Source organism: Trinickia sp. Y13, assembly GCF_029522115.1.
In the GTDB taxonomy this organism is placed as follows: domain Bacteria; phylum Pseudomonadota; class Gammaproteobacteria; order Burkholderiales; family Burkholderiaceae; genus Trinickia.
Window position 1 is genome coordinate 177415 of record NZ_JAKWFK010000002.1, and the last position, 17583, is coordinate 194997.

Annotated in this window: 12 protein-coding genes; 7 read left to right on the forward strand and 5 right to left on the reverse strand. The window is 61.7% G+C overall.

Annotated elements, in window-relative coordinates; all coding sequences use genetic code 11:
• Nucleotides 1–54: 54 nt before the first annotated feature.
• The 6 genes from MMB74_RS03900 (at nt 55) to MMB74_RS03925 (ending at nt 8494) form a co-directional block, all read left to right on the forward strand.
• Nucleotides 55–465: a DUF3579 domain-containing protein gene (locus MMB74_RS03900; RefSeq protein WP_277427290.1), complete on the forward strand. Its 411-nt coding sequence runs from the start codon at nt 55–57 to the stop codon at nt 463–465.
• A 144-nt stretch (nt 466–609) separates the two neighbouring features.
• Nucleotides 610–2049 carry a TolC family protein gene (locus MMB74_RS03905; RefSeq protein WP_277427291.1) on the forward strand — a complete coding sequence of 480 codons (1440 nt, stop codon included), beginning with the start codon at nt 610–612 and terminating at the stop codon, nt 2047–2049.
• Complete coding sequence (locus tag MMB74_RS03910) at nt 2039–3148, forward strand: efflux RND transporter periplasmic adaptor subunit (protein ID WP_277427292.1); 1110 nt, start codon at nt 2039–2041, stop codon at nt 3146–3148. The genes MMB74_RS03905 and MMB74_RS03910 overlap by 11 nt, the downstream gene beginning before the upstream one ends.
• Entirely contained in the window at nt 3145–6201 is a 3057-nt protein-coding gene (locus MMB74_RS03915) for an efflux RND transporter permease subunit (protein ID WP_277427293.1), read from the forward strand. The genes MMB74_RS03910 and MMB74_RS03915 overlap by 4 nt, the downstream gene beginning before the upstream one ends.
• 248 nt (nt 6202–6449) lie before the next feature.
• The gene (locus MMB74_RS03920; RefSeq protein WP_277427294.1) at nt 6450–8189 is read left to right on the forward strand and encodes a methyl-accepting chemotaxis protein; all 1740 of its coding nucleotides are present in this window, start codon (nt 6450–6452) and stop codon (nt 8187–8189) included.
• Nucleotides 8190–8197: 8 nt separating this feature from the next.
• A complete protein-coding gene (locus MMB74_RS03925; RefSeq protein WP_277427295.1) occupies nt 8198–8494 on the forward strand; it encodes a hypothetical protein in 297 nt (98 codons plus the stop codon).
• Between the two features lie 169 nt (nt 8495–8663).
• Here the strand turns inward: MMB74_RS03925 and MMB74_RS03930 are convergent, their stop codons facing one another.
• The 5 genes from MMB74_RS03930 to MMB74_RS03950 form a co-directional block, all read right to left on the reverse strand.
• A complete protein-coding gene (locus tag MMB74_RS03930; protein WP_277427296.1) occupies nt 8664–9242 on the reverse strand; it encodes a hypothetical protein in 579 nt (192 codons plus the stop codon).
• Nucleotides 9243–10011: 769 nt separating this feature from the next.
• The gene (locus MMB74_RS03935) at nt 10012–11184 is read right to left on the reverse strand and encodes a glycosyl hydrolase (RefSeq protein WP_277427297.1); all 1173 of its coding nucleotides are present in this window, start codon (nt 11182–11184) and stop codon (nt 10012–10014) included.
• 80 nt (nt 11185–11264) lie between these two features.
• On the reverse strand, nt 11265–12149 hold the full coding sequence (locus MMB74_RS03940; RefSeq protein WP_277427298.1) for a hypothetical protein: 885 nt from the start codon (nt 12147–12149) through the stop codon (nt 11265–11267).
• A complete protein-coding gene (locus MMB74_RS03945; RefSeq protein ID WP_277427299.1) occupies nt 12146–14815 on the reverse strand; it encodes a type VI secretion system Vgr family protein in 2670 nt (889 codons plus the stop codon). The genes MMB74_RS03940 and MMB74_RS03945 overlap by 4 nt, the downstream gene beginning before the upstream one ends.
• Before the next feature lie 213 nt (nt 14816–15028).
• Nucleotides 15029–16666 (reverse strand): gamma-glutamyltransferase family protein, encoded by a 1638-nt coding sequence (locus MMB74_RS03950; RefSeq protein ID WP_277427300.1) that lies wholly within the window; start codon nt 16664–16666, stop codon nt 15029–15031.
• Nucleotides 16667–16765: 99 nt separating this feature from the next.
• Here MMB74_RS03950 and MMB74_RS03955 point away from each other — a divergent pair, with 99 nt between their 5' ends.
• Complete coding sequence (locus tag MMB74_RS03955) at nt 16766–17551, forward strand: DeoR/GlpR family DNA-binding transcription regulator (protein ID WP_277427301.1); 786 nt, start codon at nt 16766–16768, stop codon at nt 17549–17551.
• Nucleotides 17552–17583: the final 32 nt, after the last annotated feature.

Genomic DNA, 17583 nt, shown 5'->3' on the forward strand with positions numbered 1-17583 from the left:
TCAGGTTGCGTGGCCTAACATCGTCGTCCTGTATTCGGTTCAACAGGATTTACGATGCGAGACGAGAAAGTCGCGCCGCCGCTCGAAGTTAGCGATGCGCTGCGGCAGCGGCAAGGGCCTGCCGATGCTGCGTCAATCGATGATTCCAAAGCGGCGCACTATCTGATTCCGGGGCTCACTCATCGGGGGTACGCATTCCGGCCGTCCGACTGGGCCGAGCGACTCTCCGGCGTCGTCGCCCTTTTCGTCGACGAGCGTGCGGCGCAAACGGGTGTGCAACGGCGGCAATTCGCCCGCCCCGTCATGCATGACGGCATCAAATCCTTGCTGATCGACGCGACGCTACGCGATGCATGCCCGGGCGCTTTCGCATTCCTTTCTAGTTTTGCGATCGAAAACGGCTTAGCCATGCATGCTCGCACGCTTGAGAACGGATGTGTCATGCCTTACCCGTCACCTTGCTGAATCGAAGCTTCGCTTCGACCACCGTCGGCGTGCCTGGATAGCGAAAAGGTCCGCTTAAGGCCATACCCGCCAAACTGGCGCACCGTCTAACCAACCCTTACCCGACGCCGACGATTCATTGCCATTTATTTCAGGAAGCCGATCTTGCGCCTCTCCCCTCTCACCGTCGCACGGCGGCGCCGCGTAGCAGCGGCGCTTGCCCGAAGCTTCGGGCGTCTGCTCCCGGTCTCGTTCGCACTGCTGCTGGCGGCCTGCACGTGGTACCGCTCGGCACCGCTGACGCAGCATGCTACGTCCACCACGGCCGACGCGTTGGCACGCATTCGAATCGATCCTTCGACCATGCCGTTGACGTCCCTCGCCGCCCATCGTTTCGACCCCTCTCACGGACTCGACATCGAAGATGTGGCGATGCTCGCCGTCGTCGACAATCCCGACTTGAAGCTTGCCCGCGACGATCTAGGGATCGCTCGTGCTCAAGCCTTCTCCGCCGGGCTACTGCCTGATCCGCAGTTGAGCGCATCGAGCGACTATCCCGGTTCGGCCGGTTTCTCGCGCGCGTTCAGTTACGGTTTGAGCATGGACCTGATGGCGGTCGTCACGCGCGGCGCGAACCAGCGCTCGGCCGAGGCGAACGTCGCGAAGATCGATCTGGCGTTGCTTTGGCAGGAATGGCAAATCATTGCGCAAGCCAAGCAGTTGTACCTGAAGGCGCGTCTGTCGGAGCAAACGCTGCCGCTATTGCAACAACAATTCGATCTCGCTCGACAGCGCTACGAGCGCACCGAGCGGGCGCTGGAAACGCACGACCTGACGGAAGATGCCGCGGCCACGGCGCAGCTCGCCTATAGCGACGCACGCAAGCAATACGACGAAGCAGAGCGCACCGCCGGACAGATGCACCACGATCTCAACGCGCTGCTTGGATTGTCGCCCGACGTGCAGTTGCCGCTGATCGGCCCCGACGACAGCGCCCCGGTCGACGACAACGCCATCGACGCCGCCGTAGCGGCCTTGCCCAAGCGCCGGCCGGACCTCATCGCGTTGCAAGCCGGCTATGCGTCACAAGAGGAAAAATACCGCGCGGCGGTGCTGAACCAGTTTCCGAGCCTATCGGTCGGCTTCGTGCGGGCGCGCGATACATCGCAAACCTACACGAGCGGCTTTCAAATCAGCCTATCGCTGCCCATCTTCAACCGCAACCGCGGCAACATCGCGATCGAACGCGCGACGCGCACGAGGTTACGCGACGAATACCAGATACGCTTGAATGAGGCCTACGCCGATGTCGCGCACTTGCGGGCCGACACCGCGATCCTCGATCGCGAGCTGCAGCGCGCTCAAAGCACGTTGCCTAGCGCCGAGCATGCGGCGCGCGATGCCGGACGATCGTATGCCCAGCACGATTTGACGCTTGGGGCCTACGCCGACGCAAAAGGTGCAGCGCTCGCCAAACGCATCGACGTCGCGACGCTGCGCGAATCGCTCGCGGAACAGCGCATCGCCTTACAAGCACTGCTCGGCAGTGCAATCCCCGACACCTTGTCCTCCCAAGCAAGCTTTACCGAATCCCATGCGAAATAATCTTTTGTCGATGCGCTTGCAGCGCTTGACGACGAGCCTGGCCGCCGCCGTATTTTGCATGGCCGGAGGGATGCTCAACGCGCACGCCGCCGACGCCGATCCCGCTACCGGAACCGTTGCGGTCCAAACCGTGCCGGCCCAGCGCGGGCCGATCGCACAGCCCGTGCGTGCCTACGGTATCGTCTCGGCATCTGGTGCGAGTGTGACCACCGTGACGCTACCGTACGGCACTCACATCGCGCGCCTGCTCGTACAAGCGGGTCAAACCGTCAAGCGCGGCGCGCCGCTCTCCACCGTCACGGCCGATCCGTCCGCCGTGCTCGCCGCGTCGCAAGCGAAAAGCGCACTCGCCTTCGCGCAGAGCGAGCTCTCGCGAACACAGTCGCTTTTCGACAACGCGCTCGCGACCGCCTCGCAACTCTCCGCGGCGAAAAAGGGCGTGGCCGATGCGCGCGATGCTCTGGACGCCCAACGACGCATGGGCGTCGGCGCCGGCATCACGACGATTTACGCGCCAATCGGCGGTGTCGTGCTGCAGGTGTCGGTGTCGCAAGGCGATCAGGTCCCCGCGGGCGCGGCCATCATGCAGATCGCGCAGACCGACATCGGCACGGCATCGCACGCCAACGTGATGCTCAGCGTCGAGCCCGACGATGTCGCCACCGTCCATGCGGGAGACACAGTGACGGTGCATGGATTGTCGAGCGCGCTCTCGCAAGCGGCGATCTCGGGCCGAGTCACGGTGGTCGGTGCGGCGCTCGACAGCCAGAGCCAACTCGTCGACGTGGGCGCCACCGTCCCGCTCCGCGGCACGCCGTTCATGCCCGGTACCCACGTAAGCGCCGATATCGCCACCCAAGCCGGTACGCATTGGATCGTGCCGCGCTCCTGCGTCCTGACCGACGATCAGGGCGCCTATCTCTTTCAGGTCGCCCCGAATCAAAAAGCCAAACGCGTTAGCGTGCGCATCGCAGTCGAAGACGGCCAGCGCTACGGCGTGGACGGCGCGCTCGACGCCGCCTTGCCCGTGGTCGCCATGGGCAACTACGAGCTGAAGGACGGCATGAGCGTGCGTCGCGCGGGAGGCGCCGCTCGATGAACTTCGGCCAATGGATGCAGATGCACCGGCGCTCGCTGCTGTTCGCGGTGGCGCTGCTTGCGATCGCCGGTGCGCTCGCCGCGTTTCGCGTGCCGATCTCTCTCTTCCCGAACGTTTCGTTTCCGCGTGCCGTGGTAACGCTCGATGCGGGCGAACGGCCGGCCGAACAAATGGCGACGCTCGTCACGGCGAAGGTGGAAGAAGCATTGCGGCGCGTGCCGAACGTGGTAGACGTCCAGTCGACGACGAGCCGCGGATCGGCGCAGATCTCGATGAACTTCAACTGGGGGACCGATATGGCGCAAGCCACGCTGCAAGCGCAATCGGCCATCAGCGAAATCCTCACGACGTTGCCGAGCGGGACGAGCATGCAAGTGCGCCGCATGGACCCGACTGTATTTCCCGTGCTCGCCTACAGCCTCACATCGAAAGAGCAGTCGCTTTCGGCATTGCGCGATCTCGCCCAATACCAGCTTCGACCTCAACTATCGTCGATCGACGGCGTCGCACGCGTGGACGTGACAGGCGGCGCGCAAGACGAGCTCGAAGTGCAGATCGATCCTGCTCGACTAGCAGCCTACAAGCTGTCGCTCGAAGACGTATCGAAAGCGATCGGCGCCGCCAACGTACTGATGGCGACGGGACGCATCGAGGATCACGATAAGCTTTATCTCGTCATCGCCGACGCGCCGCTCACGCAGCTCGATGAACTCAAGCATGTGGTCGTCTCCGCCAACGGCGGGACGCAAGTTCGCCTCGGCGATATCGCCAGCGTCTACCGCGGCACGGTACCTCAATGGGTTCGCGTCACGGCCGACGGCCATGATGCGGTGCTCGTCAACGTCTATCAGCGGCCGGGTGCGAACAGCGTCGCGATGAGCCGTGCGGTGCAGGCCCGGCTGGCGGCGTTCGAGCGCAACATGCCGGCCGGCGTGCATTTGGCGAACTGGTACGACCAGAGCCAGCTCGTCGTGGCCTCGGCGGCCAGCGTGCGCGACGCTATCTTGATCGGCGTCGTGCTAGCCGCCCTCACGCTGTTCGTCTTCCTGCGCAATTGGAAGGTCACGGCCATCGCGGTGGCGCTCGTGCCGGTTGTCATGGCCTCGACGATCTTGCTGCTGGACGCGTTCGGCATGGGCTTTAACATCATGACGCTCGGCGGCATGGCGGCCGCGGTCGGCCTAGTCATCGACGATGCCATCGTCATGATCGAACACATCGCGAGACGAATCCGCGAAGCGGGAGCGCACGCCTTTCACGGTCGCGTCATGACGGCGGCGCTCGAGTTCACGCGGCCGCTCGCGGGCTCGTCCGCCGCGACGCTCATCATTTTCGTGCCGCTGGCCTTCCTGTCCGGCGTCACGGGCGCGTTTTTTAAAGCGCTGTCGATCACGATGGCGAGCGCCCTGCTGATTTCGTTTCTAGTGACGTGGCTGGCCGTCCCGATCCTCTGCGACCATTGGCTCACCGCCGACGATGCTCGCGAGCACGCGCCGTCGCGTTTCGGCGCTTGGCTCAACGAGCGCTATACGCGCGCTTTGACGCGCGCAAGCCAGCGCCCCGCCCTCGCGCTGCTGGCGCTCGTGCCGCTCGTGGCGGCCTCTGCCTTCGCCTTCACACAAGTCGGCAGCGGCTTCATGCCCGCGATGGACGAAGGAGGCTTTGTGCTCGATTACCACACGCAGCCGGGCACCTCGATGAGCGAGACCGATCGGCTCATGCGCCAAATCGAAGCCATCTTGCGCGCCAACCCGAACGTCCAAACGTATTCGAGGCGAACGGGCGCGGGCCTTGGCGGGGATCTGAACGAACCGAACGCGGGCGACTTCTTCGTCCGGTTGAAGTCCGGCAATCGCGAGCCTATCGAAACAGTGATGGAGGAGATTCGCTCATCGATTTCCGCGCAAGTGCCGGGCGTTGACATCGAGCTCGCACAATTGATGGAAGATTTGATCGGCGATTTGACGGCTGTGCCGCAGCCCGTGCAGATCAAGATCTATTCGGACAATCACGCCGTGCTCGACGACACTGCACAGAAGGTAGCCGCGCGCATCGGCAAGATTCCCGGCATCGTAGATATCGATCCGGGCATCCATCCGGCCGGCGACGCCCTCGAGGTTCGCATCCGCCCCGACGCCGCCGCGGCTGAGGGGATGGACCCGCAATCGATCGCCCAAGTCGTTTCGCAGATGGTCGACGGCGACGTGGCGACGCAGTTCCAACAAGGCCCCAAGACGATCGGTGTGCGCGTACGCGCGGGCGGCTCGATGAAGCTGACCGACACGGCGTTGGGACAGTTGCTGATCCGCGCGCCCGACGGCCATCTCTTCCCGCTTAAGCGCGTGGCCAAGCGCGTCGTGCTGACGGGGCAGCCCGAGATCACCCGCGACAACCTCAAGCAGATGGTGGCCGTGACCGCTCGCATCGACGGCCGCGATCTCGGCTCGAGCATCGCCGACGTGCAGCGCGCGCTGGGCGAACCCGGCCTGCTGCCTTCCGGCGTCTACTACGAGCTCGGCGGGCTTTATCAGCAGCAGCAAATCGCTTTCCGCGGATTGATGATGGTCTTCGGCGCGGCTGTCGCGCTCGTGTTCGGACTGCTGCTCTTCCTGTACGAGCGGTTGCGCGTGGCGCTTGCCGTCATGGCCATGCCGTTGCTTGCCGCCGGCGCGGTGTTTATCGGTCTGTGGGTCACGCGAATCGAACTGAATATCTCCGCCATGATGGGCATGACGATGATCATCGGCATCGTGACCGAGGTCGCCATCTTTTATGTGTCGGAGCTGCAAGGATTGATGCGCGACGAAGGCATGCCGGTGGAGCGCGCGCTGATCGAGGCCGGCCGCAATCGGATACGCCCGATCGCGATGACCACGATCGCCGCCGTCCTCGCACTGTCTCCGCTCGCGCTGGCGCTGGGGCAGGGCTCGGCGATGCAACAACCGCTTGCCGTGGCCATCATATCGGGCCTCATCGTGCAGTTGCCGCTCGTGCTGTTGCTACTGCCGGTCTTGCTGCGCATGTTGCTGCGCAAGGGGGCCGCACCCGCATAAGTTTTGACGCGCAGTGGATGTCGAGTGCTTCGCTTAACCGACTTCCATCGTCCACCCTTATCGAGTTCGGAAATCGTGATTCGTTACGCTCGTCGTTACGCTCTGGTTGAAACCGCTCTGTCCGTACCCGCGTTTTATGGTGCGCGAGGCTGCCAAACTGAATTTTGTTTAATTTTCGACGTCGCTCAGCGGATACGGCACAAGATTTCGAATCAATTTTCCCTGAATATTTACTGGATAGAGAAACGATGAGAGCGCTTTTAGCGAACCTGAAAATCGGCGCCAGGCTCGGACTGGCTTTCGGCGTGCTCCTTGCCCTCATGGTGGGGATGACGGCCATCGGCATCATGCGACTGGGCGCGATGGAAGGCGCGCTCGTCGATTCAGTCGATTTCAGCGGGAACGAGAGCAGCCTGGTGTCCCAGGCGCTCGGCAGCGCACAAGAAGCCGCGGCGGCGATGCGCGACCTCATCATTCTCGACGATCCCTCGCGCGTCGCCACCGAGAAACAGGCTTTCGATCGAAGCGTGGCGAACTATCAAGACGTGGAGAAAAAACTCGACGATCTGTTTGGCCGAGATCCAGGAACCGGCGTCGACGAACGCGATTTCTTGAAGCAAATGAAGGCGGCGCGCAGCAATGCGCTGTCGGTGGCGAACAAGGTGGTCAGTCTTCGCCTCGCGAACGCCCCAAGTGCGCGCGAGGTCATGATGAACGAAGCGGCTCCGGCGCTGGGCCGCTGGACCCAACTGATGACACGGTTCAGCGACTATGAGATCGGGCAGAGCAATGGCACGGCTGCCGATGCGCGCGGCACGTACGAGCAAGGCATCGCATGGCTGCTCGCGATGTGCGGCGCCGGCGTGGCGGGGGGCTTGACCGTCGCGTGGCTCGCGACCCGCGGCATCACGATGCCGATTCGGCAAGCCGTTCGGGTGGCGGAGACGGTCGCCTCGCGGGATCTCACATCGCACATCGAAACCGGTCGACGCGACGAAGTCGGTACACTGCTTCACGCGCTTTTCGTCATGAACGGCAATCTCGCGGACGTCGTGCGGGGCATCCATTCGGCGACGCAGTCGGTCCAGGTTGCGTCGAAGGAAATCGCGAGCGGCAACGCCGATCTTTCGGTGCGCACGGAAGAGCAAGCCGCCTCCCTGGAGGAAACTGCGTCGAGCATGACGCAGTTGACCGAGACGGTGAAGCAGAACGCCGACAACGCCCGGCAAGCCAACGCGCTGGCGACAAGGGCCACCGACATGGCCGACAGCGGCAACGAGGCGGTGCAGGGCATGGTCGGGACGATCGAAAAGATCAGCGGCAGCTCGGCGAAGATATCGGACATCACGAGCGTCATCGAAGGCATCGCGTTCCAGACGAACATTCTCGCGCTGAACGCTGCCGTCGAGGCCGCGCGGGCTGGCGAGCAGGGGCGCGGCTTCGCGGTGGTGGCGAGCGAGGTCCGCAGCCTGGCGCAGCGCTCGGCCGCCGCGGCGAAGGAGATCAAGGATCTGATCGGATCGTCGGTCGCGATGATTCAGGACGGCGCGCGGCAGGCCGTTCAGGTCGGCGCGACCGTCGGCGATGTCAAGCAGGCGATCAAACAGGTGTCCGACATCGTCGGCGAAATCGCGGCGGCGTCGCAAGAGCAGAGCCGGGGCATCGAGCAAGTCAGTCAGGCCGTGATGCAAATGGACGAGATGACGCAGCAGAATGCCGCACTCGTCGAGCAGGCGGCGGCCGCTGCCCAGTCGCTCGAGGAGCAGGCGGCGAGCCTGAGCGGCGCGGTTTCGGTGTTCAAGGTCGCCGATTCGGAGTCTTCGAGCGTGCATTCGAGCGGACGTAGCGCCGTGCCGTCCGCACCCGCGCCGGCCGGGCCTTCGAGGCTTCTGACTTCGAAGGCCGGGGCACGGTCGGACCTCACCGCATCGGCTGCCGCCGAAGCCGTCGCGGTCCGCTCGTCCGACGCATCCTGGGAGGTCTTCTGAAGAACGCCGTGAACGAGCGTAGCGCGGAGCCTATGCCGACTCCGGGGCCGGACGCCGAGAGTGATTACAGCGAGGCCGTATCGCGCATCGGCGCCCGCATGGTGGTCCTGTGCAAGTTCGTCGATGCCGTGATGCCGCAACTGACGCCGGCGCAGTGCAGGGAGGTCGGTCGGCTGTTCCGGCAAGGCATCGAGGACGCGATGTCGAATACGGACGACATCGAGGTGCCCACCACGTATCACGAGACGTTGCTCCAACAGACCAACGTCCTGATCGCCGCGCTCCAAACGAAGGCGGCGACGTAGCCGCTCGCGTGCGCGCGGAGCTCCTGGCGCACGCAGCACTGGCGCCGGGGAGGACACCTTCCTGCCCTTGTCTAATCCGACAACGTGGAAACGAAGCTCAGGGCCGGCAATCTTGAGCCTCATCACTTCGTTGCCGCGAATACGGAATGCACCTCCCCCGTAGGGTTTGTCACCCTTTGCGAAGCTGGTGGCTATGGCTTCGCCGTGCGGTGTCGATATTTCTTTTATAGGCAAACAGCGCATATTGCGTATTCGTCTCGGGATCGAAGTAGCCGCCTAGAGCAAAACCGTCGTAAAGCTCCTCCCAGGATTTGCCGAAGTTTTTGCTGAGAAACGTCAGATCGCGGGGTGCCCCATCGCCTGATGCGTCCGTCGCATATACCAGCAACACGCCATCCTTACCGACGCTTAGGTCGTCGAGCATCAGACGGTCGAAGGTATTCACCTGCTTCACGCTCGGGTGCTGGACACTCTTGCAGGTCGATAGAGCGCCTGTACGGTCCCCGTTGTCGCTGACGTCATCGATATTTCGTGGCGTACCGAGCCGAGATAGGGCATAGAGTGAATAGCGCTGCGCCGTTTGCGGGGAGGACTGAAGATCCACCACCACTTGATCCGGCAGCACAACATCCTGCTCGAACGCAGTTTGATCCCAAGCGAGTCGGTAGACCTGGCTCGACGCTTTGGTGTCGCCAAACTGATGCGCGTAATAGGCAACGCGCAGAACACCGTCAGGACCTAGGTTCACTGCGCTAAAGGTCTTTCAGGGCTTTCCCGCATCGGCGGCAAGCGGAGGCACTTTGATTTCGTGCCGTGATTGCCCACCGTCGGCAGTACGCCATACGTGGGGACCCCATCCGACGGCATAACCGCGCAGTGGGTCGAGAAACATCAGTTGCTCGATCTCGCGGTCCTCCGGCCAGTGCAATTGCGCCCAGTTGCTGACCTCCATCGCTGGAGTGCCACAGCTTGGTGAATTGCGGTGCAAGCCCGTTTGGCTTTGGTGCCTTATAGTCCATCCATCCGGTGCTAACGAAGATCCTGCGCCAATCGTCCGAATACCACCATGCAGCATCCTGGCCTGGTTGCTCGAAGGTCCGAGCCAATTCCCCGGTCAGCGTCCCCTTGAGAAAAACTACCGACCGACGATTTAGCCTTTCGGAGGAATCATTCATCCAGGCCTCCGTCGGCTCTGCCACTCCTGGACTCTTCTGTTCGCCACGCGGCTTGAAAGTGATGGGCTGCTCAGCGAGTTTTAGACTTATGACGCGGTTGTCGCGTATACGAAACGCGCCTCCGCCATACGGTTTTTGGGTCTTGGCAAAAGTTGTCGTGATCGTTTCCCAGCCAGTTGTCGCGCCGTGACATCCGTAGATAAATGCGCAGGACAGCGCTGCCCCGGCCAAGAGAGACTTCCAGCGTTTCGCTGCGTTCATGTCATTTTGGGTAAGCATTACGCCGAGATTGCATGCCGCGAGTCCGCTTCCCCGCCATAACGCCTACCGGCACAGTCCAACTTAGAACTGACGTTTTTTGAGCGTATACGCATAGAGCGCGTACTGCGTATTAGTCTCTGGGTCGAACCAACCGCCTTGTCCGATGCCATCGTCCATATCGTTCCATGATCGCCCGGCATCGCGGCTGTAGAACGTGAAATCGTGCGGGGCGCCTCGCCGGCTCGCGTCGGTCGCATAGACGAGCAGCACGCCCTTCGTGCCGACGCTGAGTCCGTCAAGCGTATAGCGTGGATCGAACGTGTGAAGTTGGACGATATTTGACCGACCATGGCTCGTCCAGGTTGAGATCGCGCCTGTTCGATGTCCATTGTCATCGGCGGCGTCCCAGTCCCGAGGCGGCCCCAACCGCGAAAGCGCATAAAGCGAATAGGCGCGGCCGGGCGCCCCGTCAGTCGTACCCAGTTGAACGATCACCTGATCAGGCAGGACAGCGTCCTGCTCGAACTGCGTAGCATCCCACGACAGCCGATACACCACACTGGACGATCGCACGGTGCCGAGCATCCGCGTGTAATAGGCGACGCGCAGTACGCCATCGGGGCCTAGATCCGCCGCATCGAACGTCTTGCGCGGTTGATTCGCATTAGCCGCTGTCGGTGGGAGGGCGATTTCCTCCCACGACTGGCCGCCGTCGGCCGTGCGCCATATGTGCGGCCCCCAACCGATCGCGTAGCCGCGCTGCGAGTCCAAAAAGAACAAGCTGTTGATGTTCCGGTCTTGCGGCCATTTCAGCTGAACCCACGTTTTGCCGCCGTCTCCGGAACGCCACAGCTTCGCAATGTGCGGCGATAGCCCGTTCTCCGGCTCTGGGACCTTGTAGTTCATCCAATCAGTGGCGACGTAAAGCGTGCCCCAATCCTTTGAGTACGACCAGGCGGCATGCTGGGCCTGCTGTGAGAAATCGCGAGTGAATGCGCCGCCCAACTTCCCCCGCAGAACGCTAACCGACTTGCGGTTAAGACGCTCGTTCACGTCGTCCATCCACGGCTCATCAGCTACCGTTTGCGCCGCATCATAGCCCTTGTCTAATCCGACAACGTGGAAACGAAGCTCGGGGCCGGCAATCTTAAGCGTCATCACTTCGTTGCCGCGAATACGGAATGCGCCCCCCCCGTAGGGTTTGTCTGTTTTTGCAAAGCCTGTCGTAACGGTCGTCCATTGCGGGGTTGTCATTTTCCGATATCCGTAGCTTGCGGCGGCGAGCAAGATTAGCACGCCAAGAATGATTCTGGAACGCATTAGATTTTGCACATTCATTTTGCCATCAATGAATCGAGTACTCGATTAATGATATCCGCCGTTCCCTCAGAAACCGAGTCTGCGGCGTCACGCGCCCATGTGTTTATTGAGCCTATGCCGGTATCCTTCACCTGCTCGTAAGTACCGAAACTACCCCACTCCTGCAGGTTTGGCTGTCCCGCGATCTTGATAAGGTCCATCGCGGGGAGATGTGCGATACCGCCGTCGAGATAGGCCAACGGGTGCGTCTTGAAGGCAAACCGCTGGAACGTCTCGTCATTTAACTCCAACTCATGCTTCTGGACACTCATAGAGAAGCTGCCATTACCTGGTTTCTGGCTAGCGATATCAATAATGTCGCCACGCATATTTTGCCCGAGACCATCCTCCATATTTACTTGCAGATAACGTCTCGCCAACATAAGCCACTCCTTTCCAGCCGCGCTCAGCTTCGGAAAAAGTTCCGCTCCGTAGTGAGAACAGTAGTAATACCCATAACTGACGTAATACGATGGCGGCTTATGCCCGCAGCCGATATGCCGCATCATGAAATTTCCATGGCGTGACCAATCAGAATCGGTGCTTTCTGGCGCAATCAATCGTTCGCGCCGATGTAGTAGACGACGAGCCACCTCCTTGTCTTTCCATGGATCCCACGACGAGGCGAACGCCTTCACTGTTTCCCACGCGCTCGACACACTCACCTTCTCGACAGTCTCGAGATACTCGCCGTGCAGCGGCTGATAGTAATACGTGCACTTTCCGAGGATCGACTCCGCAGCAGGCGGCACCTCCTTAATGCAACGTCCAACCTGAACCGTAGGCCGGATCTTGTGATCCGTCGGGGTCAGCATTGAGCTCCCTTCTCCGAGGATGGGTGGATCCTTCTCCGCCATCATTCGTTCTCCAAAAAGCGAATTTGCGCATCCTGCGGCATATGGCTTCGCACCAGGGACGTCTCCCCGCGTTCGTTCGTCACCCCTTCGGCAAGAACTTTATCGCCAGAAAAAACCTGGTAGCGTATGCCGGCTGCCGGAATGTCCGTACCCTGCCAGCACGCGATAAACGCTTGGTCGTAAGCGCCTTCCGATTGCGGCAACGTCGGCATCGCGTGTGCGATGTGCGTCGGCCCGTCGAATACCCTTTTTGCGCCCTTCACATCGACGAAGCCGGGCGCGTGAATTTGAATGTTGCCGTCCTTGATGCGGACATAGGCGCCGCCCGATGTCAGCAGAATCTCGCGCTTGCCCGCCATCTCGATGACATCGGTGATCGAAATCACCTTCACGCCTTTATGCGCCGTCAGTTCGATTCCATCGGAATGCGCCTGCACTTCGACCTTGCCCTTCGCCGCAAAAAGCTTCATCCCCGCGTTCTGTACAAACAGGCTCAGCTTTTCACCAATCGAAGCGATCAATGATTTCCCGCTAGCGATATGCGTACTCGCACCGCTAACGATGTTCACATGCTTGTCCGCGGCGATCTGCGTCGACTGCTGTGTCGACAGCGCAATCCCCGATGGGCTCGCCATCAGCATGATCGGCTCGGCGAAGCCATTGGCATTACCGGTCCCGCCGCCCGCCGTGCGCCCCGCCCCCGACGCGTCACCCGCGACACTCTTTTGCGTCGCATCAGTGAACGCCTTCAGCGAGTCGTAGCCGTCTTTCAAGCTTTCCGCTTGATGCGTCGCGCTCGCATCCGATAGGGCTTCAATCACGCTTTCCGCATTGACGAGTTGACTGCTCGCCTGCCGCACATCCATCGGTTGCTTAACCGACGTGGGATGGCTCGACACATACAGCCCTTGCTCCGCGCGAATCGCACCGTGCGCATTCGACTTCAAATCGAAGCCGCTGCCCAAATACCCGCCACGCGTATTGCCGGTGTGATCGACCAAGTACCCCAGGTGAAGATGCGAATCGGCGCTCGTCGAATACAGGTGAACTCGGTTCTGCCCCGTCGAGTCATCCATGACGAGTTGATTAAACCCCCTGCCGCCGTATTCCTTCGATCGATACCCCGAGAGCAAACCATTCGTGTGCCAAACCGGCGGCGTCGGCCCGCCATGCATGCGGCCCAGAATCACAGGACGATCGCAATCGCCGCCCATGAAGCCCACGATCACTTCATCGCCCTTGCGCAGTGGAAAATGTCCGCCGCGTTTTGAACCCGCATCGGGAAACGCAGCCCGCACCCATACCGATGCCCGCTCATCGCCCTCATTGCGGCGATTCCACGGAAACAGCACCTTCACGCGATTGAGCGCATCGGTGTAAATCTCCTCGCTATCGGGCCCCGCGATGATCGCAGTCTGCAGTTCCATCACCGGCTTGCGGTGCTCGAGCGGGCTACGGAACGGCGTGCGCCGCCTTTGCGCCTCGATCTCGACTTGAAAGTACCCTTCGCTGCCATCGGCATGCCGAACTTTGACGCCGCCAGCATTGGCTCCCGCCGCCGCCAAGACTTCCGAGCGCAGGCTTTCCGCGAAGTCCGCCACCTCATCCATGCCTGGCAAGTTGTTGCGGATGGTCCACGTCGTCTCGATGATCGCGAACTCGCGGCTCTTGGCGGGTTCCTTATCGTGAACGGGATGCCCTTCCAGCACAAACCAATACCCAGGCATGGCCGAACGCAAGCTGCCAATGCCGTGAAACCGCTTCATCTGCGATTCCCATGCTTCGACCCGCACCGCATTTCGATGTTCGCCGCTATCGCGCACACCCCACGAATACGCCCCCGTGTAGTCGTACACCTCACCCTGTGCCGGAATATCGTCGCGCGGGCTGATCGCGCTGCGGACCTCCTTAGGCAGATCGGGCCGCTTGTAATCGAACGTGCGCGTCGTCAGCTTGGCACTCTGAATCTGTTGCTGCTCTTTCCATTGCGTGAAGCCTTCCACCTCTTCACGTAAGCCCGTGCGGACGAAGCGCACCGTCTTCTGCTCGAGCTGCGGCACAAAATACACATCGTCCATCAGCACGAGCGTATGCGACTTGCCATCCTCCGCCTGCTCGAAGCGCCCAAACACGCCCGCTTCCTCCAAGCTGCGATGCACGAAGTTCCAGTCGTCTTCCCATTGCACCCGGTTCGAATACTGCGGCATCGCCTGCCGCAAATCGAACCGATAAGCGCCTTGCGCTTGCGGATGCTCATCCAACACATCGGCCACGATCTGCTCGCCCGTCTGCTCTTGCCAATCGCGCATATCGCGACGCAACGGCAAAAAGCACATCCACGAAGAAAATCGCAATTGGTAAACGGTTAAGAAACCATCGCTGCCCAACCTCGAAAACGTTTTCACATAACCGTGATGAGGGAGATAAGCCCGGTTCGCTTGCTGAATCCACAACGTAACCGGTTGCGCGATAAGCGCTTTCACGTCGATCTGTTCACCGTGCGACGAGACAACGTCTACAATGAATTCATAGTCTCGGCCAAGGCGAGACGTACCCTTCGCCTGCAACGGCACAAGCCAATCTTCACCGAGCGGCGTATCGAGCTTGATCAAACGATCGCGTTGCGCATGTCCATAGAACAGCGCATCGAAAAGCGGGGTAAAACTCATTGCGCGGCCCTCGTTTATTCGAATATTTTTTCGGGGACGATTCTATATGATCACCGTGTCCAGGAAAAGGAATGTCAAGCCGCATTTGGCATATTCAGAAAGATCGGCACTCCCAGCCGCGCATCCTTGCAAAGCGCGAATTCACCCCTTTTCCGCGCGCATCTTCGCGCGACGCACCCCACCTCGCGCGGGGCGATACGCGCCGCCCGCCATTCAAAACCCCGCCGCCAACCCATCGCGCCGCGTATCGCTGGCCGCCACATACCCGCGATCAGGCTCGTCATGCGACAGCTTCCAAATATATTGGCCCGAGCCGAAATCCATATACGGATCGTCGATCGCTTGGATCTTGTGCCCACGCGCCTCGAGCGCTTGCGCCACGCCACGATCGAATGTCGATTCGATATCGAGCGTGAAATCGCGATTGACCTTCCAGCGCGGCGCATCGCACGCCGCTTGCGGCTGCTGGCCGTAGTCGAGCATCCGGACGATCGATTGCAGGTGTCCTTGCGGCTGCATATCGCCGCCCATCACGCCGAAGCTCATCACCGGCAACTGTCGTCCGTCGACACGCTCGGTCACGAAAGCCGGAATGATCGTGTGAAAGGGTCGCTTTCCTCCGGCGACGACGTTCGGCGAACGAGGATCCATCGAAAAACCGCAGCCGCGGTTTTGCAGCGCAATGCCCGTCCCCGGCACGACGATGCCCGAGCCGAAACCCATATAGTTCGATTGAATGAAGCTCACCATCATGCCGCGCTCGTCGGCCGCCGTCAGATAGATCGTGCCGCCGGCCCGCGGCATGCCGAACGCGAAATGCGTCGCCCGCTTTGGATCGATCAGCGCAGCGCGCGAAGCGAGATAGTCATCGCCCAGCATCTGCTCCGGCGTCACCTCCATCGCGCGCGGGTCGGCCACGTACCGGTACACGTCCGCGAACGCGAGCTTCATCGCCTCGATCTGCAAGTGCTGCGAGTCGATGCCGTCGCGAGGCAAATCGCGCAGGTTGAATCGATCGAGAATGCCGAGCGCGATCAATGCGGCAATGCCTTGTCCGTTCGGCGGAATTTCATGGACGGTGTAGCCGTGGTAGTCCTTGCCGATCGGTTCGACCCACATCGGCCGATAGTCGCGCAAATCGGCTTCGGTCATCGCCCCGCCGCCCTCGCGCGCGAACGCGGCGATCTTCGCCGCCGGCTCGCCCTCGTAAAACGCTCGCGGCCCCTGCGCGGCCAGCAATCCGAGCGTGCTCGCGTGACCCGGCAACCGCACGAGTTCGCTGACGAGCGGCGCGCGCCCATGCGGCATGAATGCCGCCGCGAAGCCGGGCTGATCCTTCAGCTCGGGCACGGCCGCCGCCCATTTCTGCGCAACGATGCTCGCCACCGCGTAGCCGCGCTCGGCGATATCGATGGCGCCGGCCAGCAAATCGCCAAAAGGCAGCGAGCCAAACTTGGCATGCAATGCCTCCCAGCCCGCCACGACGCCCGGCACCGTAGCGGTATCCCAACCGCGCTTGGGCTGCTGGGCTACCCCGCCCGCTTCGCCGTAACGCTGCTTGAAATAGTCGACGCTCCAAGCAGCCGGCGCCACGCCCGAGGCGTTCAATCCGTGCAACTTCGCTCCGTCCCAAACAAGGGCGAACGCATCTCCCCCCAAGCCGCAGGAAACCGGCTCGACAATCGTCAGCGCTGCCGCGGCCGCAATTGCCGCATCCACCGCGTTGCCGCCTTGCCAAAGGACGCGCAAGCCCGCCTGCGCGGCCAGCGGATGCGAAGTCGACACCACGTTGCGCGCGAAGACGGGCAAGCGCGGCGTGGGATAGGGGTTGTGCCAGTCGAATCGATTCATATGTCGCATTCCCGTTCCGAAAAGGATTCTTTTGCAAAAAAGGCGCTTGCACGAAGGTCTTACAATAGCGCTACTTTGACCGCCCCGCCGCCGCAAGCCATGAGCCGAGACCCCCGCCTGAGCCTGAACGCCCGTCAACAAGAATTGCTCGATTGGGTGCAGCGCGACGGCTTCGTGACGGTCGACGATCTAGCCTCCCACTTCGCCGTCACGCCGCAGACCATCCGGCGCGACGTCAACTGGCTGGCCGACATGAACCTGCTGCGTCGCTATCACGGCGGCGCGAGCCTGCCGACCAGTTCGGAGAACGTCTCGTACACGGCGCGCCAACGCATGTTCCACGACGAAAAACGGCGCATCGCGGCCCTCGTCGCCACACACATTCCGGATCAAGCGTCGCTCTTCATCAATCTGGGCACGACCACCGAGGAAGTCGCGCGGGCGCTCAACCGCCACCGGGGGCTGCGCGTCGTCACGAACAATCTGAACGTGGCCAATATGATGAGCGGCTACCCCGAGTGCGAACTGCTGGTGACGGGCGGCATCGTGCGCCCCTGGGACAAGGGAATCGTCGGCGAATTGGCGATCGATTTCATCCGCCAGTTCAAGGTCGATTTCGCGATCATCGGCACGTCGAGCATCGAAGCCGATGGCACGCTGCGCGATTTCGATACGCGCGAAGTGCGCGTATCGGAGGCCATCATCGAGCATGCTCGAACGGTCTTTCTCGCTGCGGATCATTCTAAATTCGGTCGTCCTGCGCTCGTGCGCCAGGGGCATCTGAGCCAGATCGATGCGCTGTTCACCGATCGGGACACGCCCCCGGAGATGGCCGAGACGCTCGCCGCCGCCGGCACGCAGGTCTACGTGGCGCCTGCCGTCTGAGCCGTGGCGCGCGTTATTCCATGCTGCAGCGC